This is a genomic window from Bdellovibrio bacteriovorus str. Tiberius (assembly GCF_000317895.1).
GTDB classification, from domain to species: domain Bacteria; phylum Bdellovibrionota; class Bdellovibrionia; order Bdellovibrionales; family Bdellovibrionaceae; genus Bdellovibrio; species Bdellovibrio bacteriovorus_F.
Genome location: NC_019567.1, coordinates 3,873,158 through 3,895,450 on the forward strand (window position 1 = coordinate 3,873,158; position 22,293 = coordinate 3,895,450).

Consider the following 22,293-nt stretch of genomic DNA (forward strand, 5'->3'; position numbering starts at 1 on the left):
ATTTTCTACCCCTTAATCCTTGGCTCACTCTAGAATGGACCAATGGATATTTTCTCATACTTACAATCTGGTTTGTCTGCAATTGTTCCATTTGTCATCCTGCTGGGGATCCTGATCTTCGTTCATGAGCTGGGACACTTCCTTGTCGCCCGCTGGTGCGGAGTGCGTGTCGAGGTTTTCAGTCTGGGCTTCGGCAAAAAGCTTCTGACCTATAAAAAAGGCGACACCACGTATGCCCTGTCCCTGATCCCACTGGGTGGCTACGTGAAAATGTTCGGCGAACAAAACGGCGAAGGCATTTCTGAAGAAGACAAGAAAGTCTCTTTCACGCATAAAAATGTGTGGCAGCGTATTGCCATCGTTCTGGCCGGTCCGCTGATGAACTTCTTCTTTGCGATCCTGGTGTTCTTCACTGTCGCCCTGATCGGCGAAGACGCAAAAATCCCGGTTCTGGGTGATGTGGCGAAAGACTCCCCGGCTTACACGGCGGGCTTCCGTTCTGGTGACCAGATTGTTTCTATCAATCAAAAACCGATCACGACCTGGGAAGACGTTCAGCGCACCCTTTCCTTAAAAGAAAGTCACGACCTGCACATCGATGTCGATGTTAAACGTGAAGGCACCGGTGAATCCCTGACGGTCTCTACGACCGCCAAGCCTGAACCAAATCCAAATGTTCTTTCCAGCTACGAATACATGGCCAATGTTGAGGGGATTTCCCCTTATTCTGCGGGCACGACCATTGGTGTTCTGGAAAATTCTCCGTTGCATGCTTTGGGTCTGCGTACCGGTGACACCATCACCAGCATCAATGGTGTTAAAGTCGCTTACTGGAGATCTTTGGAAGACACTTTGGCAAAATTCAGCGCCAAAGAGCCTTTGACCCTGGAAGTTATGGGCATGCGCGAAGGCGACAAGGCCGACAAAGCCATCACCGTGACCATGGCACCGATTGAATCCATCAAGGCGTTTTCACTGGCGTCTTTGGGTCTGGAAAGTTCAGAACTGTATCTGTCCCGCGTGATTGAAGGCTCTCCGGCTCAGGCCGCAGGTCTTCGTGCTGGTGATCGTCTGGTGAAAATCAACAAAATCACTTTGTCCAAATGGGAAGATGTTCTGAACAACATCAAATCCTTTGACGGCAAAAACCCGGTGGCTTTGTCCGTTCTGCGTGAAGGCAAAACCATTGATCTGGAAATCACTCCGAAAATGACCAAGCAGATGACCGCTTCGGGTGCAGAGGAAAAACGTTATACCATCGGTATTTCACCAATTCCGAACATCGCGATGCCGGAACTGATGACCCTTCGTTCTTCCAACCCGGTGGATGCTTTGATCCGCGGTACGGAAAAAACGTGGGAAGTATCAGTCATGACAGTCATGAGCTTTGTTCGTTTGTTCCAGGCCAAGATCTCTCCGAAAAATATCGGTGGTGTGATCTCTATCGGTCAGGCGGCCAGCGAGACATTCAAGATTGGTATCACTCAGTTCCTGCAGATGATGGCAATTATTTCGGTGAATCTGTTCATCCTGAATTTGCTGCCGGTGCCGGTGCTTGACGGTGGTCACCTGGTGTTCTATGTGATTGAGCTGGTCAAAGGTGCTCCGCTAAGCATGAAGAAAATGGAAATCGCCCAGCAAGTGGGTCTGGCGATTTTGATGAGTCTTATGATCTTTGCCCTGTTTAATGACTTCACCCGCTTGTTTGGTCTATGAAAATACTAGCTATGGAAACCAGCACCGCCGTCGGCGGTGTTGCCATCATCGTGGATGGGAAAATTGTCGCCGAAGAAACCACTTTGCGACAAAAAACCCATAGCGAAATCATCAGCCCCTTCACCGAAAACTGCCTGCAAAAAGCCGGATTAAAACTTGAAGACATCGACGTCTTTGCCGTGGGCCAGGGTCCGGGCAGTTTTACCGGCATCCGTGTGGCCGCCAATGCGGGGAAAACCTTTTCCTACAGCTTCAACAAACCTCTGGTTACTATCGACTCGCTGATGCTTTTGGCTGAACGCGCGCGCGGATCTGCCAAACCGGTTCTTGCCATCATCAATGCCTATAAAAACATGGTGTACACCGGTCTTTTTGATATGTCCGGCGATGAGCCGAAATATCTGAAGGGTCCCGCGGCGATTCCCGTTCGTGAACTTTCCCAGCACATCAGTCAGGACGTGCTGGTCGTTGGTGACGGGTGGGAGGCTTATCATGAGTACTTCCCCGAAGAACTTTCCAAGAAAATGCACCGCGATTCAACCCTGCCGGACTATCCGCTCGCGACCACTCTGGGTCTGATGGCGGAAGCCCGGGCAAAAAAAGGTCAAACTTTAGACTGGAAATCGTTTGTTCCTCTTTATATTCGCGCATCTGAAGCCGAAGAGACAAAAAAAGGGATTCTTATCTCACCATTGAAATAGCAAGAGGATGCAACCATGGATAAGGCTGTATTGGAATTCAAACCGACCCACGCAAATAAAGATCATGACACCAAACTATGGGTTGTCGCTTCCGGTAAAGGTGGCGTGGGTAAAACGTTTGTATCCTCTTCCCTGGGCATGACTCTTTCCAAATTGGGCCACTCTGTCGTGATCGTGGATCTGGATCTTTCCGGCTCCAACATCCACACGGTTCTGGGTTTGAATCCTTCCCACATGAACATCCGTCACTACTTTGAAGGTTCCAAAACCCTGCAAGAGCTGGTGATCCCGACTCCGTATCCGCATCTTTCTTATGTTCAGGGTTTCTGGGATTCATGGACACCGACTGATTTTTCCCACAACCAGATTCAAAACCTGATCCCGCAGCTGAAGAATCTGCGTGCTGATTACGTGATCGTTGATCTGGGGGCCGGTGCCTTGGAAGCCCACCTGGAGCTGTTCAAAGTCGCTGATGAAAAGTTCCTGATCACAACTCCGGAACCAACCAGCATCGAAAAGACTTATCGTTTTATTGAATCCTTCATGTGCTATTCCCTGCGTGAAAATTCCACGCCGGATGCTTACGGCAACATGATTTCCACTTTGCGCAATCACCGCCAAAGAACTTTGAGCAAGCCGTTTTCTTTCCGCTCGTATCTGAAGGAAGAAACCGGCATTCACTATGACTTCTTTGAGGCTCTTTCCTCAACACCAGTTCGTTTGTTGGTGAATACTTCACGCAATCAGGCCAACGATGACTTGGGTCACTCGATGAAAAGTGTCTGTAACAAGTACTACGACCTTGGTATTGATTACATCGGCGCGATCGATTACGACAATGCGGTGTGGCAGTCCGTGCGTGTGAGAGAACACGTGCTTGTCGCACAACCCTTCACTCCACTTGCAGGACAATTTTTGGCAACCTGCAAACAACTTATTGCTCCAGAGGAGCTTCGCGCCGTAGTATAATAGCTACGATGCAAGCGACGTCTAGATACAACTATTACGAAGTCCTGGAACTCACAGCCAACGCCCCTCAACATGAGGTGACGACGGCCTATGAGCGCGCTCGCTCGACTTATTCCGGGGACAATCCGGCGATCTACACTATTTTCTCTGAACAGGAAGCCCGTGAGCTTCTGGTTGTGATCGAAGAGGCCTATCAGGTCCTTGGTAACAAAATCCTTCGCAATATCTATGATCAAAGACTTTTGTCCGGCCGTTCTTCTTTGAACGATCTGACTTACGAGTCCATCCTTGAAGCCAGCAAACAGGTTTTCCCTGAAACGAAAATTGAAAAACCGGCGGTGGCTTATCAAAAGGATGAATCCTTTGAAAAAGAAATCGCGGCCCGCACGGACTGGGATGGCGCTTTCCTCAAAAAAGTTCGCGAGTACAAAAAGATCACCACTCAACGCATGAGTGAGATCACCAAAATCAATTCTTACTATGTCACAGCCATTGAAAACGTGGATCCAGGCAACCTGCCGGTGATCGTTTTCGTTCGTGGTTATGTGGTTCAAATTGCCAAAGCTTTGGGTCTGGACGAAAAAAAGGTCGCCGACTCATACATGACACACTTTAAAAACAAACTTGGAAAATAAGAACAACACGACTATTTCGGTCACTGCCACAGCAGAGATGAGTGGACTTCGCCTTGATAAAGCGATGGCGCTTATTCCGGAAATCGGCACCCGTTCACGCGCAAGCCATCTGCTTGAAGCAAATTCAGTTCTGCTGAACGGAAAACCCGCCAAAGCTTCTGTCACTATTAAAGAAAACGATCTGATTGAAATTCAACTGCCGGAACCCGAGCCGTCTGAGCTTCAGCCCTTTGATCTGAAGCTGGACGTGCTGTTTGAAGATGAGGATCTGATCGTCATCAACAAACCGGCGGGTCTTGTTGTTCACCCGGCCGCGGGACATGCCCACGACACTTTGGTGAATGCGCTGATCAGTCACACCGATGATCTGTCCATGAAGTTTGGCGAAGAACGCCCTGGCATCGTGCACCGCTTGGATAAAGAAACCAGCGGCATCATCGTCGTTGCCAAAAACGACAAAGCCCATGAATCCCTGACCGCCCAGTTCAAAGAGCGCAGCACGCACAGAATATACTATGCCGTGTGCCTGGGAACTGCGCGCACGTTGTCCGGCAGCGTTCGCAGTTTTCTGGCTCGCCACCCGGTGGATCGCAAACGTTATGCTTCCGTGTTGGGTGACGATCGTAAACCCCTGACTGATCCGAATGATGATCCGGGAATGGGCAAATGGGCGGTGACCCACTTTGAAGTGCTGCAAAGAAAAAGCGGCATGAGCTACATGAAGCTGAAACTTGAAACCGGACGGACACACCAAATTCGTGTGCACATGTCCGAAAGCGGACTGCCCATTGCCGGTGACAACCTTTATGGTGCTGACCGCAAGATCAAATCCATCGAGGCGCGCGCGACCCAGGAAGACCTTCGTGCTTTGCCAAGATTCCTGCTGCACGCAGCAGAACTGGGTTTCACTCATCCCCGCACCCAAGAGCGCATGTTCTTTACAAAGGACTGGCCTGAAGATGTTCTGGTGCTGATTAAGAAATGGGGTTTGCTGTGAACCTCGAAAAAACCCCACTGGGATATGAACTAAAAACTTCGCATATCACGGCTTTCTTCGGTGGGGCCGCAGCCACCTTGGCTGACGTCAAATCCGCCTATCCACAGTTTGATTTTGTCCGTCTGAAACAAATTCACAGCGACGCGGTCATCGAAAGCAAAGACAGTTCTTTGGACTATCAGGTGCTAGGGGATGCGCATTTTTCCCGCACCAAAAATCTTGCCTTGTGTGTGATCACCGCTGACTGTGTGCCGGTGCTTTTCTATCATCACGGCACTGATTTGATTTCTGGCGTCCACGCCGGCTGGCGCGGAGTTGCCAACAGAATTATCCCCAAGACCCTCCAGCAGCTTGTTGCCACAGGTGCTGATGCTTCAGAGCTGGATGTGATCATCGGACCACATATTCAGAAAAAAAGCTTTGAGGTCGGAAACGACGTGCGCGATCAGATCCTTTCAAGCCTGGGGCCGTTAAGCCCGGCAGAACGCGCTCAATATTTCCAGAGTCTGGAAGACGGAAAATCTTTGGTGGATTTAAATCTTGTGGTTCGCACCCAGCTTCAACAAGAGGGCATCAATCTGGACCGCTTGTTTGATCTGCATATTGATACGGTCACCAACAACGAATTTCATTCTTACCGCCGGGACAAAGAAAAGTCCGGGCGTCAGATCAGCTTTATCTGCCGGACCTCTGGATGATTCTGCCACAGGAATTTTACTTTGAAGACACGACCCTGGTGGCTCAGTCTCTTCTGGGAAAAGTTCTGAATATCCGCACTGACGACGGCATAAATCAAGCCCGCATCATCGAAACCGAAGCCTATCTGGGGATTGAAGACCCCGCCTGTCACACATTTGAAGACCGCCGCACCGAACGCACCAAATCCATGTATCTGGATGGGGGACATTCGTATGTGTATATGATCTATGGAATGTATTTCTGTCTGAATTTTGTGACCCGCACCCATGAACATCCCGAAGCGGTTTTGATTCGTGCCGTGGAACCTCTGCCAGCACAGGAAAATCTGCGAAAAAAAGACCTAAAAACCAACGGCCCCGGCAAGCTTTGCAAACACTATGACATCACCCGAAAGCATGACGGACTGAAGCTTTGGAAGAAAAGTTCTGAGCTATTTGTGACGGATGATGACTTCAAGGTTTCAAAAAAACAGATCATTCCCACCGCGCGTGTCGGTGTCGATTATGCCGGCGAAGCAGCGAAGTGGCCCTTGCGATTTTATCTGAAAGATCATCTGTTCGTCTCAAAAAAGTGATCAGATTTACTGGACCGTGGATGAATTTTTATTCTTAGGCACTAGGTCCTTGGTGCTAAACTAAAACCATCAGGAACTTCTTGCAGCAGGTTTTAGCGAATGATTCAGAAGATCGAACATGGAGAAAAGCTCAACGTCGTCACCCACGCCATCGGAGCGTTGCTGGCGCTGATTGGGTGTGCCCTGCTTCTGGGTCTTGCCGCCAGCAAACACGACACCTGGAAAATCTTCAGCTTCGGTGTGTATGCGGTCTGCACGGTCGGACTTTACTGTATTTCAACCATCTATCACGGCACCCGTGGTGAAAGAAAAAAACTGTATCGTCGTCTGGACTATATCGGCATCTATCTGAAGATCGCCGGTGGTTACACTCCGTATGCCCTGCTGGCTTTGCGCGGAACTTTGGGTTGGGTGATTCTGGGAATCGTCTGGTCTTTGGCGGTGGTGGGAATTTTCTGGGAACTTCTGAATCCGAAAAACCGCCTGCCTTCACTGCTTTTGTATTCAACCATGGCAGTCACGATCTTCCCGTTCATCAAATACCTGATGGATGCGATTCCGCCGATGGGTTTTGCGATGATCATCGCGGGCTTCATCAGCTATGGCATCGGCATGTTCTTCTTCCTGAATGACGAACGCATCAAACACGGCCACGGCGTTTGGCACGTCTGCGTGATGGGCGGAACCGCCCTTCAGTACCTGTGTCTGCTGATCTATTTCACTTAAAAAGCACCCAAAAATCAGGCCCCAGAAACGAAAAAACCCGCTGATTAGGCGGGTTTAGTTGCTTTGAACTTTTGAAGAAAAATGGTGGCTTGAGACGGAATTGAACCGCCGACACAAGGATTTTCAGTCCTCTGCTCTACCAACTGAGCTACCAAGCCACTGGAACATATGCGTTCAAAGAGACCAAAGGTTTATCCATTGGCCCCCTGCATGTCAACAGTTAAGCCTTATCAAAAGCAGTTTTAAGGTCAGCAATCAGGTCGTTCAGATCCTCTACACCCACAGAAAGGCGGATCAGGGTGTCGTCGATCCCCAAAGCCTTGCGGTTTTCAGGTGGAACGGAGGCGTGCGTCATAATCGCCGGATGCTCGATCAGGGACTCCACCCCTCCCAAACTCTCGGCCAATGAAAAGACATTCACGTTTTCCAGGAACTTACGAGCCGAATCCAGGCCCCCCTTGATGTAGAAAGTGATCATTCCCCCGAAGCCATGCATTTGTTCTTTCGCCAAAGCATGCTGAGGATGGCTTTCCAGACCCGGATAGATGACCTTGTCCACTTTTGGATGAGATTCCAAAAACTTCGCAATCGCCATGGCATTTTCCTGATGGGCCTTCATACGAAGTGGCAAAGTTTTCAAACTTCTCAGGAACATGAAGGAATCAAACGCGCCTTGAGTCGCCCCGATACCGTTGCTTAAGAATGCCATTCTTTCTGCCAGATCCGCGCGGGATACAACGACCATGCCGCCGACTGTATCACTGTGGCCGCCGATGTATTTCGTCGCTGAATGAACCACGATATCCGCACCCAGCTCCAAAGGTCTTTGGAAGTACGGGCTCATGAACGTGTTATCAACCGCAACCAGAATGCCTTTGGCTTTTGCGATGGCGGCGATCTTTTTGATATCAACCAACTTCAAAGTCGGATTGGTCGGAGTTTCCAACCATACCAGCTTGGTGTTTGGTTTTACGGCTTTTTCAAAGTTTTCAACCTTCGTCAGATCAACGAAAGAAAACTCCATGCCGTCGTGCTTAAGGATTTTGTCAAACAGACGGAAAGTGCCGCCGTACATGTCATCCATGGCAATCACATGATCGCCACCTTTTAGAAGGTGCAAAACAGTTGTCGTTGCCGCGCAACCGGAAGAAAAAGCAAAGCCATGCTTGCCACCTTCAAGACTTGCCATGCAGCTTTCGTAAGCGTGACGAGTTGGATTGTGCGTGCGGGAATATTCCCAGCCCTTATGCACACCCGGAGATTCTTGTACGTAAGTCGAGGTCAAATAAACTGGCGTCATGATGGCGCCAGTTGAAGGATCCGGAGCTTGGCCGGCATGAATCGCACGAGTGGAAAAACCAAGATTGTCGTTCATTTTTTTCATATCATTCACCTGCTCTATTATTTTTTAAGATCAGCCAGGGCTTCTTCAGCAGAAACCACGCGGTTGAAGGCGTTTTTAATGTCACCATCAGTCAGGAATTCATTTTCAGCCATCCACTTGTCGTTGAAGGCCTTGCTCAAATAAGCGCGACCGCTATCCGGGAAGATCACAACGATGTTGGATGGTTTTTCCAGTTGTTCAGCGGCTTTCATCGCTCCTACCAAGGCCAAAGCGCTGGATGGACCGACCAGCAGACCTTCTTCGGCCACCAAACGACGGGTCATCGCGAATGCTTCCGGATCAGAAACACGAACAAAGCCGTCATAGATGTCCAGGTGAACGTTGTCAGGGAGCATGTCCTCGCCGACACCTTCCACTTTATAAGAGCCTGGAGGATCCACGATTTTTTTATGATAGAACAAATCATACAAAATACTGCCGATGGGATCCGTACAGATGGCTTTCACCTGCGGATTCATCTCTTTCATGTAGCGCGCAATACCGGACAAAGTCCCGCCGGTCCCTGCACCACCCACGATCATGTCGACTTTTCCATCCATCTGCTTCCAGATTTCTGGACCTGTAGTGCGATAGTGACGCTCAGGGTTGTCAGGATTGTGGAATTGATTCACCAGGAATGCGCCCGGAGTTTCATCGGCGATCTTTTTTGATACGGAATAATGGCTCATCGGATCTTCCGGCATCACCATCGGTGTGATGACCACTTTCGCTCCGTAGGCACGCAAGATCGCGCGTTTTTCGTCACTCATCTTTTCTGGCATCACGAAAATGCACTTATAACCCTTCACCGCGGCTGCCAAAGCCAGACCCACTCCGGTGTTTCCGGAAGTGGCTTCCACGATAGTGCCACCAGGTTTCAGTTGCCCGCGTTTTTCAGCTTCTTCAATCATCGCCACCGCTACGCGGTCTTTGATACTTCCACCCGGGTTGAAATACTCAACTTTGGCGAAAAACTGGTGTTTGGAACCTTTGGTGACGCTGTTCAAACGCACCATCGGGGTGTTGCCGATAGCTTCTAGAATGGAACCGTAAATTTGTGACATGGGACTATCTTTCTAGTTCTTTTCTTCGGTTGGAACGAAGGTGGGATGTGTTCATGGACTGCAAAACCGTATTGATCTGAGTCATTGGATCCAGGGAATAAGGCATTCCCAGCTCGTTGGTCAGCTGCTTTACAAGCTGACGACTGGGTTGATCTTTCATCAACTCGTCCACCAGTTTTTCAAGTGCCACCTGCTTTTTATCAGCCTGAGCCATAGGAATCCTCCAACAGAAGGCACTCTATCACCCCCCTCCCAAAGAGTGAAAAAAATTTTGAAGAAGAGGACCAAAAAGGAGCAACAGAAATGCCGGAAACTGAAACAAAAGAAGCGGGATCAGCAATATAAACGGCAACCGCGCTATCTTTTCTGAAATTTCCTCCTGACAGGCCTCTATCAGTTCAGATTCCAGCTGCACCAGCACATTAAACACAGCTTCACCCCGCAAACCGCGCTCCAGAACCTGCAGAAGGCTGCGGCGATAAAGGGAGGGCACTGCCTTCAACGCCTCTTTCGGATCCTGTCCCTGCTGCAATAGCGCCAACCATTGGGTTACAACGGGGACAAAGTCATCGTGCGAGGTCTTTACATAAGATAAAACACCCTGACGCACCGACTGCCCGCGCTCCACCGCACGTTTAACCTCCAATAAAAGCTTTAACGGAGGTGCTACACCGTCCATTTCATCCTCCTACCCACATAAAAAATGAAAACAAGGCCCGCGCTGAACACCAAACCGGAGCCAAAAAGCAGATTTCGATGCTTATCGAAACCAAATTGCATAATTACAAAGACAAAAAGCGCGAGATAAAGAGCGGTGACAATTATCGCCTGCATCTTGATCTGCTGGCTTACTTGTCCGGACCTACGTCGAAAATCTTCAAGCATCTTGTAGTGTCGGCGAAGGGCTTTCACCTGTTCCACACAGCGGGTTTGCGACTGATCGATTGTGCGCATCTCTGACAGGAAATCCGCCAGCAGAGCGGATTTCACGGCGATGTCCGATTCCGGAAACTGCAGCGAATGTAACACTTCAAACATCTGCACACGCACCCAACCACTTTGTGATTCAACGGCCGAAAGGAACGAAGCACGGAAGGATTTTCCGGTTTGCAAACCCAGAATCATGCAATCAAGAAGCGGAATCAGCGCACTTCGCAGTCGTCGAATTAAGAAAAATCGCAAAATTGCCGGAAAAAACTTTAAAGTTATTAAAAGAATGCCGATGAAAAGCCAGAGCAAGGTGGGTGTCGAGGCTGCGACGGTGAGAAAGCAGATCACAACCAGGTTCATGATCGAAAAAGATCGAACCCAGTGTTGAGAGAATGCAAAATCCCGTGCCACTGATGAAAAGATTCGGTGAACGAGCGCATGTCCGAACAGCGAAATCGAAAAAACGATGAGCAAAGGGCACCTCCTTGAACCCGGTTGCTCGCAAAAAATATGCAAGGTAAATTTTTTGTTGACGTCGGTGGTCGAATTAGGAAAAACTTAAGTAAGTAAAGTTTTGTAAGTTAAGAAACAACAACAACGTTTGCATCCTAGGAGGAGCACATGGCAAAGAAAGCAGCTAAAAAAGCTACAAAAAAAGCAGTTAAAAAAACTACTAAAAAAGTAGCAAAAAAAGCTACAAAAAAAGTAGCTAAGAAAGCTACTAAAAAAGCTACTAAGAAAGCTGCGAAGTAGTCTTTCTTAGGAACTAGTTTTTAGTTCTTGAACCCCAGAGGCAACTCTGGGGTTTTTTTATGCCCAAAACCCGCCACCAGAGCGGCTTTCAAGCCGATCCGAATTTTCTAATCCCACTAAATATTTTCGATAAAAGATGTTTCAAAAACGCTCTTGCAAAGCAAGGCGCTCCCCCACGCGATTCGCGAAGCGAGAGCCAGTAAAAAAAAGACCAACCCAAAAAGCTTGAGGTTGGTCAAAAGGGTTCAGCCGCGAGACGGAGGGTTTTTTACGAAACGGAGGCGTGCTCCAAGCACGTCGGAGAGAAGTAAAAGGCCCGACAACGAAGTGGATGGGCCCTTTTCACCAACCGGTTAGAAGTAGTACAAGGCGCCTACGGTGCCGGTTGGTAGCAACATGCCGCGTTTTATTTCGGTCATGGCCATCAGTTCTGCATAAACTGAGACACCTCGGAAGTCGCCGGAAAGCTGATTATATTGCAGGCCAAACGACGCATTCACAAAATCTGTGCCAAATCGGCCGGATTTCTTTTCGGCGGAGGTCAAAACACGGTCCAGAATTCCGGAATGATCAGCAGCCGAGGTGCTGCCGCTGGAATTATACCAGCGGGAATAACCTGCAGTGAAGTAAGGTGCCAGGTAATCACCTTCAAAAGCATGTTTCCACGCCAGTTGGAAAGAGTTGTAACCATGACCCGTGCCGAATCCGGCAACCGCGCCATCAGCATCTTCCACATTCAATTCCAGATTGAAGCCCATGGCACCCAGGGCTCCGCCCACGGACATGCCGGCGCCGACTTTCAACTGCTGGCGCATGCTCAGTGTGGAGGAATAAGTGTTCATCAGTCGCTCATCGCGCATGCCTTGAGCATATTCTTGTTCGATAGAACGAGCTTTGGTGGTGATGGAGTTGGAGTCTGCACCCAGGATCACCGTGGCTGCTTGACTTTGCAGGGCTGCAAAAAACACCACGGTGGACACCGCATGACGGATAGATAGTTTCAACATAGAGGACCTCCCTGTTCTCGAGGAGATCTTAGAAAACGCGGGCTTTCACACCCTCTTGCTGGAAGAATTTCTTCAAAGCCGGACCATCCAGCGGTTCGAGCCTGAAAAGAAGCTTATGAACCAGTTCATAAGTCTCTTCCGCTTTCTTCGATCTCATTTTGTCTGTCAAATATGCCATGTCATCGCTGATTTTGACCGCATTATCCAGCAGTCTGGCCATTTCTTTATTCTTCGTCGTTTTATCCAGCAGAACCAGCGTTTTATTGAAGTTTGTCGTCAAAGAATTCAGTTGTTGGATCATATTGGTCACCGAACCTTCGTTTTTTTCGACAAGTTCGATGATTTTGCCAGCCAAACCATAACCTTGAGAGATCAATTGATCCACACGCGGAGGATCTTCACCGCGAACATAATCACCGGATGAAAATTCACCGGAATCCACCGAGCCTGGAGAGATTTCCAGAAACTTTTCCCCAATCACACCGGCAAGATTAATGAAGAATTTGGAATCTTTCCGGACACTGGTCCAGGCTTTCTTATCAACTGTGATCGTCAGGCGCAGTTTCACCTCTTCGCCGGATGGAGCTTTGTATCCCGGATCAAAAGTGATCGCTTTCACTTTGCCCACTTTGATACCCATTACACGCACCGGAGAACCTTCTTCAATCCCGCCGGCATAGTTGTACATGACATTAAGTTCTTTGGAATTGGAGAACGGGGAAATAAATCCCATGAAGTAGGCAAACACCACAATCAGAACTACCGAGACCAGAGCCAACAGGCCCACTTTGGTTTCAACCTTCATACGTTCCCCTAGTAAAGATAACTAAAAGTATAGGACAAAATAAAATCAATCACAATAATTGCGATCGAAGACACGACCACCGTGTTTGTTGTCGCACGACCCACGCCCTCGGCACCTTGCTGACAACGGAATCCAAAGTAACAAGCCACAAGAGGAATCACTCCTCCGAAGCACGCACCCTTGATCATTGCAAAGATCAGATCCTTGAAATCCACAAACCGCTGCATGGAAGTCAGGAACATACCCGGTGTGTAACCCAAGTAAAACTGACTGACCGCCATTGCCGAGAATATACAAGCCATATTGGCGACAATCGTGATCATCATGCCGCCCAGAACACAGGCCAAAAAGCGTGGCACCACCAGGTAATTGACCGGATCAATTCCCAGCATTTTCAGCGCATCCACCTGCTCGGTGATCTGCATGGAACCGACTTCAGAAGCGTATCCCGCCCCGACGCGGGAACTGAGCAGCAAAGCTGTGACAATCGCCCCCAGTTCACGCAGGATTAAAACGGCAGCAAAGCCCGGCACCATCGAGTCATTCTGAATGACCATCTTCATATGGAAAGAGGACTCCAGGATCGTGACAATCGCAGCAAAACACACACAAAAAACCACGATAAAAAGGCTTTTATTGCCCACAAAATGCAGCTGCTGGAAGAATTCCTTGCGACGAAACGGCGGTGTAAACACCCCGGTCAGGGTTTCAGCGATCAATGTGATCATGGTCTAAACCCCCGCACCATTGTAAGGATAATGTCCCCGATAAAGCTGGTCATCCAGTCCATCACCACAATACAAATCATCGTCGTCACGGCCGTTGCGACCACCGCACGGCCCACACCTTTGGCGCCTCCGGTTGTGGAATAGCCCTGATAAGTACAAATAGTCGCCAGCACCACCGCGAAAGTACCGCACTTCACCAGGCCGCTTAAAATAGATACCGGACTGACAATCAACGGAACATGGCGCAGATATTCTTCATAGTTCACACCGGCAAACAGTTCGCCCAACAGCATTCCGCCAAAGACCGACATCATCAAGCCCGCTGCCAGCAGGAAGAAACTTGAAACAATAATACCGACAAATCGCGGAACGATGATTTCCTGAATCGGATCCGCGCCCAGACAGCGAACGGCATCGATCTGTTCAGTGACCTTCATGGTCCCCAGCTCAGCCGAAGTGAACGCCCCGACTTTTCCGCTCAGCATGAAAGCGATCAACAGCGGGCCCACTTCCCTGAAAGTCGCACTGGTGGCCAATGCCCCCAGATATCCCAAAGCACCAAATTCTTTCACCTGCATCGCAAACTGTACGGTCATGATTGCGCCCACAAAGAAGCCCGCCATCGCCGTGGTCGGGAAACTGTCGACGGTGACTTTCCAGATCTGTTCAAAAATCTCGTGGACTTTAAGTTTCTTGAACATCATTGTGCGCAGGATTTTTTGCAGGAATAAAAGTGTGGATCCGACCTGATCCAAAAGGGATGTGATCATGGTCATGCCTCTAACACCTCGGCCAGGAAGTCTTTTACCAATGGCTGATCAGATTTCTTCAATTCATCGGGTGTGCCCAAAGCCACGATGTTTCCCTTATCCAGAACGACAATGCGATCGGCAATGGAAAGTGCGCAGTTCATATCGTGGCTTACCACCAAAGAGGTTGTTTTCAATTCGCGGGAAAGATCCAGAATCAACTGATTCACCGCCGTGGTGGTGACAGGATCAAGACCTGTGGTGGGTTCGTCAAACAGCAGAATTCTTGGCTCTAATGCCACAGTTCTGGCAAGACTCACTCGCTTTTGCATTCCGTAGGAAATTTGTCCGGGACGTTTTTGTTCCACACCGTGCAAATTCACCAGGCGCAGGGCCTTTGAAACCTTGGCCTGAATGACTTCTTCAGACAGTTGATAATGACGACGAAGCCCGAAGGCCACATTTTCATAGATAGTCAGGGAATCAAACAAGGCGGGATGCTGAAAAACCATGCCACATTTTTTGCGGATCGGAAGATATTGTTCTTCGCTGAACTTTGAGACCTCTTCTTCATCAATCCAGATTTCTCCTTCATCCGGAGTCAGCAGACCCACGATGTTTTTCAGAAGAACGGATTTTCCTGTCCCAGATGTCCCCAGAATAAAGATGATCTCACCCTCGCGGATTTTTAGATTTAATCCGTTGAGTACTGTCCTTGTACCGAATCTTTTCACGAGGTTTTTGAACTCAATCACTTAGCTATGTTAGTTGGGCTGAAGTTCAGGGGTCAACCGCCATTTAAATTTCTGGATTCTTGGAGAAAGTCCACATTCCGAGACATTTAAACGCCCAAAATCAATTTACCCGCAAAACAGCTGAAAAAGGATCGGCACGATCATCGCTCAAAGGAATCCCTATAAAGGAAGCCCTATGAAGATTAAACAAATGACAGTATCAATTTCTATCATTCTTTCATCTCTAACGACCCATGCATCTCCAAGCCTGTCAGATGCACCTATTTCCCAGGATAACACGGTAGAACATCAAAGAAATAGAGTGATTCAGAGGCTCGAAGTGCTCTTCCCTACTGCCGACCGCAGTATGGAGGCAACTCGCCTCTTTTCAATGGCACTTATCGCTTGGAATCCAAGGCTTAACCCTAATGATGCCGAAAGATTCTTATCCCACCGAGTTGACCGAATGGGAATGATGAAAGGCTTGGTTGAACCACTACTCACGCTGATGGACGTCGCGCATGCCGCTGGGCGGCCCGAATTTACACGCATGCTGAATCCGGTATTACAGCTTGTTGCTCCAGGCCTAGCTAGAAATCTTCACGACAAGTATCAGTTACCATTAGATGAGCCAGGCAATGACTCTTTAAATATTTCACGAATGAACGACCTTGAACTGTTGAATTTTATGAAAAATAAGCTGGGTGGAAGCCGGCCCCATTCGCAAGAGAACGGGCAAGACATCCAAGCAAATGACGACTTTTTGCCTAACGCTTTATTCGGAAAAAGTTCTTTTTATGGAGCCGCTATAGAACGCACTCGGGAAAGGAATGACGACTTCCGGGACGAACCGAGTTTGAATGGTGAATACGCCAAGGACCCACAGGCTGGATACAGTCCAAGAAACAACCGCGGAAACACCTCGACTCCCGGATCGAAAGCAAATCAAGACGAACAACCTCGCGGCCTCTTTTCCAGAATGGATTTAATGGCCTACTCGTCAAGCTGTGCAACGAAATGCGGAAGCGACATATTTTCTGGCGCGGCATCTGGAGCAGGATTGCCTGGACCTTGGTTTGTGAAAGTCACTGGCGTAGTTACGGGCGCGATCCTCGGGGGGCTCTCTTGCAAAGACTCCGCCGAATGCAACAAGGACAAAAAGAAAGACAATACACCCAGCGAGCCGAAGGAACCTAAAAACCCTAAAGAACCCAAAGAACCAAAGCAACCCAAGGAGCCTAAAGACCCTCAGGAGCCGAAGGCACCAAAGGAACCCAAAGAGCCTGAAGAACCAAAGGAGCCCAAGGATCCGAAAGAGCCTAAAGAATCGCCAACCAATGAAGGTTACAGAGGCAGAAGAGACGACGTAGACAAAGGTGGCACCAAGTCTCCCGCAGGCAAAGGCACGGACAATATTCGAATTCGTCTCGACAAAGAATTTGAGACGAAAAGAAGTATTCCTGAAATTAATAAAGGTAATTTTGGCAGAATCTCAACGCCCACTAGAAGGAACGACTAATGAAGACACTTTCTCGTACATTACACTGGTGGATACATCCAGTATTAGTCATTTTGACCATGGCAGTTCCTCCGGAATCAAGAACTGCCGTGAGTCTTGCAGTAAGCTTGGTTGCTCTTGGAACTCAGCCTCTTACGAAGGCAGACATGCTTTCGATGAATCGCAGAGACAAAATTGGCAGCTGGGTCGTTACAGGAGTAATTATTGGAATTATCTCCGGACTTACTTACCTGCAATTTTTCACAACCTAGACGTTAGCTGTGGTGAGTGGACCTGCAAGCAATCCGCGAATGAACTGATGCACGCGTGGATCAGCGTGATTTTTGGTTTCTTCAGGTGTTCCGGTGATAAGCAGTTCCTGATCAACCACCATGCCGATTCGATCCGCCATTTGAAACGCACGATTCATGTCGTTGGTGATCGCAACAACTGTCGATCTCTTTTCTTTTTTCAGCGTCATGATCAGATCGATGATTTTGCGTGAAGTGATGGGATCCAAGCCTGCCGTTGGATCATCATAGAAAATGATCTCGGGATCCAGAGCTAATGCTCGAGCGATTCCCAGGCGTTTTTGCATGCCGCCGCTGATTTCATCCGGATATAAATCACGGGCATGAGGAATGCCGACCGCATCCAAGAAATACTCTGCTTTTTTTGTTATTTCCCAGTCTGAAAGACCTGTGGTTTCACGCAGCGGGAAGCTGATATTTTGAACACATGTCAGCGAATCAAAAAGTGCGTTTTTCTGAAACAGAATTCCGACTTTTTTAAGCAGCGGAAGACGCTCTTTGTTGCTCAGCGTCGACCAGTCCATTTGTTCAACAAATACTTTGCCATTACGGGGACTTACCAACCCTGCCATGGCTTTTAACAAGGTCGTTTTTCCCTGCCCGCTGGGACCCACAATCACAAATGATTCGCCCGCCTGAATTTCCAAATTGATGGACTTCAGCACAACAAGATCTTCAAAGGCCACTGTCACGTCTTTCAGACTGATGATGCTCATGCGGTCCAGATTCTCTCTCTGCAGGCTTCTGCGCCCAGCGGTAATTGTTGTCTCTAAATACGATTTGATATTGAATGGGTCATCGAACGCAAGTTTTTATTTTTCGGTGGGAAATTAGGAGTTTATTAATGAATATTCATGAGTATCAGGCCAAAGAAGTCTTGAGAAAGTTCGGAGTAGCCACCCTGAAAGGGAAACTGGCTCACTCTCCAGAAGAAGCAGTTGCTGCGGCAAAAGAAATCGGCGGAAGCGTTTGGGTTGTTAAAGCTCAGATCCACGCTGGTGGTCGCGGCAAAGGCGGCGGTGTTAAAGTTGCTAAGTCCCTGGACGAAGTTTCTGAATACACAAAAAAAATGATCGGCATGACTTTGGTGACTCACCAAACAGGCCCTGAAGGCAAAGTTGTTCAAAAGGTCTTCATCGAACAAGGTTGCAACATCGCTAAAGAATACTATGTTGCGTGCCTGATTGACCGTGCTACTGGCAGAGCCGCAATGATGGCTTCTTCCGAAGGTGGTATGGACATCGAGGAAGTTGCTGAACACAATCCAGACGCGATCAAAAAAGTCGACATCGACCCAACTGTTGGTTTGATGCCGTTCCAGGCTCGCGAACTGGCTTTCCAAATCGGTATGGAACCAGCGATCGTGAACAAAGCGGTGAAGTTCTTCGCCGGTCTTTACAACGCATTCGTAGCAACTGACTGCTCTATCGCGGAAATCAACCCATTGGTTGTGACTAAAGAAGGCGACGTTCTTTGCTTGGATGCAAAAATGAACTTCGACTCCAACTCTTTGTTCCGTCATCCAGACATCGTAGAGATGCGTGACCTGAACGAAGAAGAACCGTCTGAAATCGAAGCTTCCAAGTTCGATCTGGCGTTCATCAAGCTTGATGGTAACATCGGCTGCCTTGTGAACGGTGCGGGTCTGGCGATGGCGACTTTGGACATCATCAAGTTGCACGGTGCTGAACCTGCAAACTTCCTGGATGTTGGCGGCGGCGCCAACAAAGAGAAAGTGACTGAGGCGTTCAAAATCATCCTGAAAGACAAAAACGTAAAGGGCATTCTGGTTAACATCTTCGGTGGTATCATGAAATGTGACATCATCGCTGAAGGCGTTATCGCAGCCTCCAAAGAGCTGGGCCTGAAAGTTCCATTGGTTGTGCGCCTTGAAGGTACAAACGTTGAACTTGGTAAAAAAATGTTGAAAGAGTCTGGCTTGAACATCACTCCAGCCGACAACCTGACTGATGCAGCTAAAAAGATCGTTGCTGCGATTAAAGGATAAGCGAACATGGCAATTCTTATTAACAAAAACACAAAAGTAATCTGCCAAGGTTTCACTGGTGCTCAAGGTACTTTCCACTCTGAGCAGGCATTGGCATACGGAACTAAAATGGTTGGTGGTGTGACTCCGGGTAAAGGTGGCACAACTCACATCGGTCTTCCAGTGTTCAACACTGTGAAGGAAGCCAAAGCAGCCACGGGTTGCAACGCTTCCGTGATCTTCGTTCCACCTCCATTCGCAGCTGACTCCATCATGGAAGCAGTTGATGCGGATCTGGATCTTGTCATCTGTATCACTGAAGGCATTCCAGTTTTGGACATGGTGAAAGTGAAAGAATACATGAAGGGTAAACGCACTCGTTTGGTAGGTCCTAACTGCCCGGGCGTTATCACTCCAGGCGAATGCAAAATCGGCATCATGCCAGGCCATATCCACAAAGCAGGTCGTATCGGCGTTCTTTCCCGTTCCGGCACATTGACTTACGAAGCTGTAGGTCAGTTGACGGCACTTGGTATCGGTCAATCCACTTGCGTGGGTATCGGTGGTGACCCGGTGAACGGCACAAACTTCATCGACGTTTTGAAATTGTTCAATGAAGATCCAGACACTGACGGCGTTATCATGATCGGTGAAATTGGTGGTACGGCGGAAGAAGAAGCAGCTGAATACATCAAAGCTCACTTCAAAAAGCCAGTGACGGCGTTCATCGCGGGTGCTGCGGCTCCGGCTGGTAAACGTATGGGTCACGCCGGTGCGATCATCAGCGGCGGCAAAGGCACAGCGGAAGCGAAGTTCAAAGCGCTTGAAGCTGCTGGTTGCAAGATCTCCCGTTCCCCAGCGGACATGGGTACGACTATGCAATCCATGCTGAAAAAGTAGTTCTAAGTTTTTAGATACAACTTTCAAAAACCCACGGCAGAAATGTCGTGGGTTTTTTTGTTTTCCCGGCTGACCATTTGCGATCCCTGTCAATTTTCAAGACACCCTGACCCATCCCAAACATCCTCTGATTGATTTCAAGCCCGCAAAGCGGTGGAACACCTCTTGTAACAAGCTTCGCGTTGATCAATTTAGGAGATTTTATGAAACGTTCTGGTTTGGCTGCATTTATGGCCTTATTGTCGCTGGTTCACAACACGGCTCGCGCCGAAATCATCGTCGATTTGCCGTTCCCGGGCGAATTCGAGGGCGATGTCGTCACCACCCCAACGACTCCTCCGGCCCCGCCAGCGGAAGACACGACTCAAACTCAATCCACAACAACACCGACGGCACCCGCAGCGCCTGTGCAGACCGAATATAAGGGTGAGCTTTCCATCACCTCGATGTCGCGCAAGTCCGGTGGCGCAACTTATAAGATTGATCTGCAGCGCTCTGCCGTCCTGAACCGACTGGAACTGGTAGTAGAGGTCAACAAGCTGAAGATCCATTCCGCTTCCCTTATCACCGAACGGGGTCAGCAGATTTCCGTGCGTGAATTCAAGGACAGCCGCGTGCTTTCCACCTGGGAATCATTGGTGTCAGAAAATCTGAACCTGTCCGACCGTGTGGCTTCCATCGAACTGGTCGCTGAATCCTATGGCGGTGCCGCGAACATCCGCCTGCGCGCCATCGGTGCAAGCGAAGTACCACGCCTGGCCCTGCAACAGGTGATTGAGCCTGTTGCAGCAACCCCTGCGGCGCCTCCCGCACCGGGCAATTCGACTCCGGTTCAAATCCAGCCGTCTGCTCCGAACAGCCGTCCTGAGGCTATCGCCAAAGGCACAAAGATTGTGTATTCCGGATCTTACGTCGGCACCATCGTTCAGATTTTAGGTGGCGGCAAAGTGCGTGTGACTCTCGACGGTTACAGCGGCACCCACGACATTGACATTCGTGACATTGGCACCCAAACCGCGTGTCTGGATGGCTTGTGCGGCGGGCACAACATTTTGTACTCTGGCAGCTATAGTGGCGTAATCAAAGAAGTATTCTCGAACAAAAAAGCACGCGTGGTGCTGGATGGTTATTCCGGTTTGCACATCGTAAACTTGAGTGAACTTGCCAAGTCCGTCGACTGCCATCAGAACTTCTGCATCAATCGTCAGGCGATCTATAGCAATTCCTACGATGCAACCATCAAAAAACTTTTCACCAATGGCAAAGCTCAGGTGACTCTGGCCGGGTATTCCGGAATGCACATCGTAAACCTGTCTGAACTTGCCAATTCAATTCAGTGTTCGCGTGAACTTTGTGTCGGCGATTCTGTGATGTACAACAACACCTCTAAAGCCAAGCTTTTGAAGGTTTATTCCAACGGCAAAGTGCAAGTGACCATCGAGGGTTATTCCGGCACTCATATGATCAGTATTTCAGAAATTTCCCGCCCGACCCGCTGCCTTGAGGGTGTTTGTGCAGGTGATTCCCTGATGTACGACCGCACCATGGAAGCCAAAGTCATTGAAGTCTATAACAACAGACAGGCCCTGGTCACGATCGCGGGCTACAATGGCACCCACACGGTGGCGATTAGCTCTTTGAGCAAAAAAATCAACTGTGCCAGCGGCATCTGTGCGGGAGATCAGTTGATGTATGATTTCACCATGAAGGCCAAGGTCATTAAGGTCTTTAGCAATGGTCAGGCACTTGTCACGATCGAGGGTTATAACGGAACTCACACTGTTTCCTTAAGCACCTTGACGAAGGCTGTAACCTGCTCCAAAGGAATTTGCGCTGGTGATCGCATCGTTTACGATCGAACCTACACTGGGAAAGTGATTTCGGTGTTTGGCAACGGCACCGCTCAAGTCACTTTGAACGGATACTCTGGAACTCACAACGTCCACTTAAGCAGCCTGGTAAAATCAAAATAGGATTTTTCAAAACCCACAATGGAAACACTGTGGGTTTTTTATTTGTCGGCTGGATAATAGGGAATTTCGATGACAGCGCGGGCTCCGGCCGCGCCCATGATCGCTCCCAGAACCTGGCGCAAGGACATGATCGTGGCACCTCTTTGACCGATCACCCGGCCAATGGCTTCTTTCGGGCAGCTGACGACATACTGGGTGGTCTTTTCACCAATCACGACATCCACACCGATACCTTGAGCCTCAGGTGCTAACATCTGCAAAGCCGAAAGTAAAAATTCACGGGCTTTTTCACGGATCTCGGCAATATTGTCTGCTAATGGCGCAGCCCCGGAATCAACTCGCGATGTTGAAGAGGAACGCACTACTTTAATCACTTTAACGGACTCGGCACCCATAAAACTCCTGTTAACAATTTCATGTTAACTTAGAATTTTTCTTTCACCAGATCCTGTC

At 49.0% G+C, this 22,293-nt stretch carries 26 protein-coding genes and 1 tRNA gene; 14 read left to right on the forward strand and 13 right to left on the reverse strand.

What is annotated here, in order from left to right; genetic code table 11:
* Positions 1-42: 42 nt before the first annotated feature.
* The 8 genes from rseP to trhA all read left to right on the forward strand — a co-directional run bounded on the left by rseP (position 43) and on the right by trhA (position 7,017).
* A complete protein-coding gene (rseP, locus tag BDT_RS18335) occupies positions 43-1,716 on the forward strand; it encodes an RIP metalloprotease RseP (protein WP_041578121.1) in 1,674 nt (557 codons plus the stop codon).
* On the forward strand, positions 1,713-2,417 hold the full coding sequence (tsaB, locus tag BDT_RS18340; protein WP_041578123.1) for a tRNA (adenosine(37)-N6)-threonylcarbamoyltransferase complex dimerization subunit type 1 TsaB: 705 nt from the start codon (positions 1,713-1,715) through the stop codon (positions 2,415-2,417). The genes rseP and tsaB overlap by 4 nt, the downstream gene beginning before the upstream one ends.
* 15 nt (positions 2,418-2,432) lie before the next feature.
* Complete coding sequence (locus BDT_RS18345) at positions 2,433-3,386, forward strand: P-loop NTPase (RefSeq protein WP_015092743.1); 954 nt, start codon at positions 2,433-2,435, stop codon at positions 3,384-3,386.
* A gap of 8 nt (positions 3,387-3,394) precedes the next feature.
* A complete protein-coding gene (locus BDT_RS18350) occupies positions 3,395-4,021 on the forward strand; it encodes a helix-turn-helix domain-containing protein (protein ID WP_080602454.1) in 627 nt (208 codons plus the stop codon).
* Entirely contained in the window at positions 4,011-5,018 is a 1,008-nt protein-coding gene (locus tag BDT_RS18355) for an RluA family pseudouridine synthase (RefSeq protein ID WP_015092745.1), read from the forward strand. Before BDT_RS18350 ends, BDT_RS18355 begins: the two co-directional genes overlap by 11 nt.
* Positions 5,015-5,716, forward strand: coding sequence for a peptidoglycan editing factor PgeF (pgeF, locus tag BDT_RS18360; protein WP_015092746.1), 702 nt, complete (start codon positions 5,015-5,017; stop codon positions 5,714-5,716). The genes BDT_RS18355 and pgeF overlap by 4 nt, the downstream gene beginning before the upstream one ends.
* On the forward strand, positions 5,713-6,291 hold the full coding sequence (locus tag BDT_RS18365) for a DNA-3-methyladenine glycosylase (RefSeq protein WP_015092747.1): 579 nt from the start codon (positions 5,713-5,715) through the stop codon (positions 6,289-6,291). Before pgeF ends, BDT_RS18365 begins: the two co-directional genes overlap by 4 nt.
* A gap of 99 nt (positions 6,292-6,390) precedes the next feature.
* Positions 6,391-7,017 (forward strand): PAQR family membrane homeostasis protein TrhA, encoded by a 627-nt coding sequence (trhA, locus tag BDT_RS18370; protein WP_015092748.1) that lies wholly within the window; start codon positions 6,391-6,393, stop codon positions 7,015-7,017.
* Between the two features lie 82 nt (positions 7,018-7,099).
* On the opposite strand, the gene BDT_RS18375 is transcribed toward trhA, so the two are convergent.
* The 6 genes from BDT_RS18375 to BDT_RS19250 form a co-directional block, all read right to left on the reverse strand.
* A tRNA-Phe gene (locus tag BDT_RS18375) sits at positions 7,100-7,175 on the reverse strand.
* 62 nt (positions 7,176-7,237) lie between these two features.
* Positions 7,238-8,401: a cystathionine gamma-synthase gene (locus BDT_RS18380; RefSeq protein WP_011166098.1), complete on the reverse strand. Its 1,164-nt coding sequence runs from the start codon at positions 8,399-8,401 to the stop codon at positions 7,238-7,240.
* A gap of 17 nt (positions 8,402-8,418) precedes the next feature.
* Positions 8,419-9,465 (reverse strand): PLP-dependent cysteine synthase family protein, encoded by a 1,047-nt coding sequence (locus BDT_RS18385; RefSeq protein ID WP_015092750.1) that lies wholly within the window; start codon positions 9,463-9,465, stop codon positions 8,419-8,421.
* 4 nt (positions 9,466-9,469) lie between these two features.
* Entirely contained in the window at positions 9,470-9,679 is a 210-nt protein-coding gene (locus BDT_RS18390) for a hypothetical protein (RefSeq protein ID WP_015092751.1), read from the reverse strand.
* A 27-nt stretch (positions 9,680-9,706) separates the two neighbouring features.
* Positions 9,707-10,144, reverse strand: a complete 438-nt coding sequence (locus tag BDT_RS18395) for a hypothetical protein (RefSeq protein ID WP_041578125.1) — start codon at positions 10,142-10,144, stop codon at positions 9,707-9,709.
* Positions 10,132-10,869, reverse strand: a complete 738-nt coding sequence (locus BDT_RS19250; protein WP_148278903.1) for a hypothetical protein — start codon at positions 10,867-10,869, stop codon at positions 10,132-10,134. The genes BDT_RS18395 and BDT_RS19250 overlap by 13 nt, the downstream gene beginning before the upstream one ends.
* Before the next feature lie 147 nt (positions 10,870-11,016).
* Here BDT_RS19250 and BDT_RS19495 point away from each other — a divergent pair, with 147 nt between their 5' ends.
* The gene (locus BDT_RS19495; RefSeq protein ID WP_011166103.1) at positions 11,017-11,148 is read left to right on the forward strand and encodes a hypothetical protein; all 132 of its coding nucleotides are present in this window, start codon (positions 11,017-11,019) and stop codon (positions 11,146-11,148) included.
* Positions 11,149-11,501: 353 nt separating this feature from the next.
* Here the strand turns inward: BDT_RS19495 and BDT_RS18415 are convergent, their stop codons facing one another.
* Genes BDT_RS18415 through BDT_RS18435 form a run of 5 tightly spaced genes read right to left on the reverse strand, consistent with a single transcriptional unit; the run spans position 11,502 to position 15,171 of the window.
* Entirely contained in the window at positions 11,502-12,155 is a 654-nt protein-coding gene (locus BDT_RS18415) for a hypothetical protein (RefSeq protein WP_041578126.1), read from the reverse strand.
* 28 nt (positions 12,156-12,183) lie between these two features.
* Entirely contained in the window at positions 12,184-12,960 is a 777-nt protein-coding gene (locus BDT_RS18420; protein WP_011166106.1) for an MlaD family protein, read from the reverse strand.
* Between the two features lie 8 nt (positions 12,961-12,968).
* Complete coding sequence (locus BDT_RS18425) at positions 12,969-13,688, reverse strand: MlaE family ABC transporter permease (RefSeq protein ID WP_015092756.1); 720 nt, start codon at positions 13,686-13,688, stop codon at positions 12,969-12,971.
* Positions 13,685-14,458, reverse strand: coding sequence for an MlaE family ABC transporter permease (locus BDT_RS18430; protein WP_235046196.1), 774 nt, complete (start codon positions 14,456-14,458; stop codon positions 13,685-13,687). The genes BDT_RS18425 and BDT_RS18430 overlap by 4 nt, the downstream gene beginning before the upstream one ends.
* Positions 14,459-14,460: 2 nt before the next feature.
* On the reverse strand, positions 14,461-15,171 hold the full coding sequence (locus tag BDT_RS18435) for an ABC transporter ATP-binding protein (protein ID WP_226987852.1): 711 nt from the start codon (positions 15,169-15,171) through the stop codon (positions 14,461-14,463).
* 196 nt (positions 15,172-15,367) lie between these two features.
* On the opposite strand from BDT_RS18435, the gene BDT_RS19340 reads away from it, so the two are divergent.
* Positions 15,368-16,690, forward strand: a complete 1,323-nt coding sequence (locus BDT_RS19340; protein WP_015092758.1) for a hypothetical protein — start codon at positions 15,368-15,370, stop codon at positions 16,688-16,690.
* Positions 16,690-16,941, forward strand: coding sequence for a hypothetical protein (locus BDT_RS18445; protein WP_041578128.1), 252 nt, complete (start codon positions 16,690-16,692; stop codon positions 16,939-16,941). Before BDT_RS19340 ends, BDT_RS18445 begins: the two co-directional genes overlap by 1 nt.
* Here the strand turns inward: BDT_RS18445 and BDT_RS18450 are convergent.
* A complete protein-coding gene (locus tag BDT_RS18450) occupies positions 16,938-17,696 on the reverse strand; it encodes an ABC transporter ATP-binding protein (protein WP_015092759.1) in 759 nt (252 codons plus the stop codon). The genes BDT_RS18445 and BDT_RS18450 overlap by 4 nt on opposite strands.
* Positions 17,697-17,824: 128 nt before the next feature.
* Here BDT_RS18450 and sucC point away from each other — a divergent pair, with 128 nt between their 5' ends.
* The 3 genes from sucC to BDT_RS18465 all read left to right on the forward strand — a co-directional run bounded on the left by sucC (position 17,825) and on the right by BDT_RS18465 (position 21,840).
* Positions 17,825-18,988 (forward strand): ADP-forming succinate--CoA ligase subunit beta, encoded by a 1,164-nt coding sequence (sucC, locus tag BDT_RS18455; RefSeq protein ID WP_015092760.1) that lies wholly within the window; start codon positions 17,825-17,827, stop codon positions 18,986-18,988.
* Between the two features lie 6 nt (positions 18,989-18,994).
* On the forward strand, positions 18,995-19,867 hold the full coding sequence (gene sucD, locus BDT_RS18460) for a succinate--CoA ligase subunit alpha (protein WP_015092761.1): 873 nt from the start codon (positions 18,995-18,997) through the stop codon (positions 19,865-19,867).
* 203 nt (positions 19,868-20,070) lie between these two features.
* Positions 20,071-21,840 carry a beta-sandwich domain-containing protein gene (locus tag BDT_RS18465; protein WP_148278904.1) on the forward strand — a complete coding sequence of 590 codons (1,770 nt, stop codon included), beginning with the start codon at positions 20,071-20,073 and terminating at the stop codon, positions 21,838-21,840.
* A gap of 38 nt (positions 21,841-21,878) precedes the next feature.
* Here BDT_RS18465 and BDT_RS18470 read toward each other — a convergent pair whose 3' ends face one another.
* Positions 21,879-22,235, reverse strand: a complete 357-nt coding sequence (locus BDT_RS18470) for a KH domain-containing protein (protein ID WP_041578129.1) — start codon at positions 22,233-22,235, stop codon at positions 21,879-21,881.
* Positions 22,236-22,293 lie beyond the last annotated feature (58 nt).

What these genes read in the sequence shown, in the direction of transcription:
- sucC (WP_015092760.1), top strand. Translation starts at nt 17,825, where the DNA reads ATGAATATTCATGAGTATCAGGCCAAAGAAGTCTTGAGAAAGTTCGGA.
- BDT_RS18380 (WP_011166098.1), bottom strand. Translation starts at nt 8,401, where the DNA reads ATGAAAAAAATGAACGACAATCTTGGTTTTTCCACTCGTGCGATTCAT.
- BDT_RS18385 (WP_015092750.1), bottom strand. Translation starts at nt 9,465, where the DNA reads ATGTCACAAATTTACGGTTCCATTCTAGAAGCTATCGGCAACACCCCG.
- tsaB (WP_041578123.1), top strand. Translation starts at nt 1,713, where the DNA reads ATGAAAATACTAGCTATGGAAACCAGCACCGCCGTCGGCGGTGTTGCC.
- BDT_RS18395 (WP_041578125.1), bottom strand. Translation starts at nt 10,144, where the DNA reads ATGGACGGTGTAGCACCTCCGTTAAAGCTTTTATTGGAGGTTAAACGT.
- sucD (WP_015092761.1), top strand. Translation starts at nt 18,995, where the DNA reads ATGGCAATTCTTATTAACAAAAACACAAAAGTAATCTGCCAAGGTTTC.
- rseP (WP_041578121.1), top strand. Translation starts at nt 43, where the DNA reads ATGGATATTTTCTCATACTTACAATCTGGTTTGTCTGCAATTGTTCCA.
- BDT_RS18445 (WP_041578128.1), top strand. Translation starts at nt 16,690, where the DNA reads ATGAAGACACTTTCTCGTACATTACACTGGTGGATACATCCAGTATTA.
- BDT_RS18390 (WP_015092751.1), bottom strand. Translation starts at nt 9,679, where the DNA reads ATGGCTCAGGCTGATAAAAAGCAGGTGGCACTTGAAAAACTGGTGGAC.
- BDT_RS18425 (WP_015092756.1), bottom strand. Translation starts at nt 13,688, where the DNA reads ATGATCACATTGATCGCTGAAACCCTGACCGGGGTGTTTACACCGCCG.
- BDT_RS18420 (WP_011166106.1), bottom strand. Translation starts at nt 12,960, where the DNA reads ATGAAGGTTGAAACCAAAGTGGGCCTGTTGGCTCTGGTCTCGGTAGTT.
- BDT_RS18415 (WP_041578126.1), bottom strand. Translation starts at nt 12,155, where the DNA reads ATGTTGAAACTATCTATCCGTCATGCGGTGTCCACCGTGGTGTTTTTT.
- BDT_RS18430 (WP_235046196.1), bottom strand. Translation starts at nt 14,458, where the DNA reads ATGATCACATCCCTTTTGGATCAGGTCGGATCCACACTTTTATTCCTG.
- BDT_RS18365 (WP_015092747.1), top strand. Translation starts at nt 5,713, where the DNA reads ATGATTCTGCCACAGGAATTTTACTTTGAAGACACGACCCTGGTGGCT.
- BDT_RS19340 (WP_015092758.1), top strand. Translation starts at nt 15,368, where the DNA reads ATGAAGATTAAACAAATGACAGTATCAATTTCTATCATTCTTTCATCT.
- BDT_RS18350 (WP_080602454.1), top strand. Translation starts at nt 3,395, where the DNA reads ATGCAAGCGACGTCTAGATACAACTATTACGAAGTCCTGGAACTCACA.
- BDT_RS18465 (WP_148278904.1), top strand. Translation starts at nt 20,071, where the DNA reads ATGAAACGTTCTGGTTTGGCTGCATTTATGGCCTTATTGTCGCTGGTT.
- BDT_RS19495 (WP_011166103.1), top strand. Translation starts at nt 11,017, where the DNA reads ATGGCAAAGAAAGCAGCTAAAAAAGCTACAAAAAAAGCAGTTAAAAAA.
- BDT_RS18470 (WP_041578129.1), bottom strand. Translation starts at nt 22,235, where the DNA reads ATGGGTGCCGAGTCCGTTAAAGTGATTAAAGTAGTGCGTTCCTCTTCA.
- BDT_RS18450 (WP_015092759.1), bottom strand. Translation starts at nt 17,696, where the DNA reads ATGAGCATCATCAGTCTGAAAGACGTGACAGTGGCCTTTGAAGATCTT.
- trhA (WP_015092748.1), top strand. Translation starts at nt 6,391, where the DNA reads ATGATTCAGAAGATCGAACATGGAGAAAAGCTCAACGTCGTCACCCAC.
- BDT_RS18345 (WP_015092743.1), top strand. Translation starts at nt 2,433, where the DNA reads ATGGATAAGGCTGTATTGGAATTCAAACCGACCCACGCAAATAAAGAT.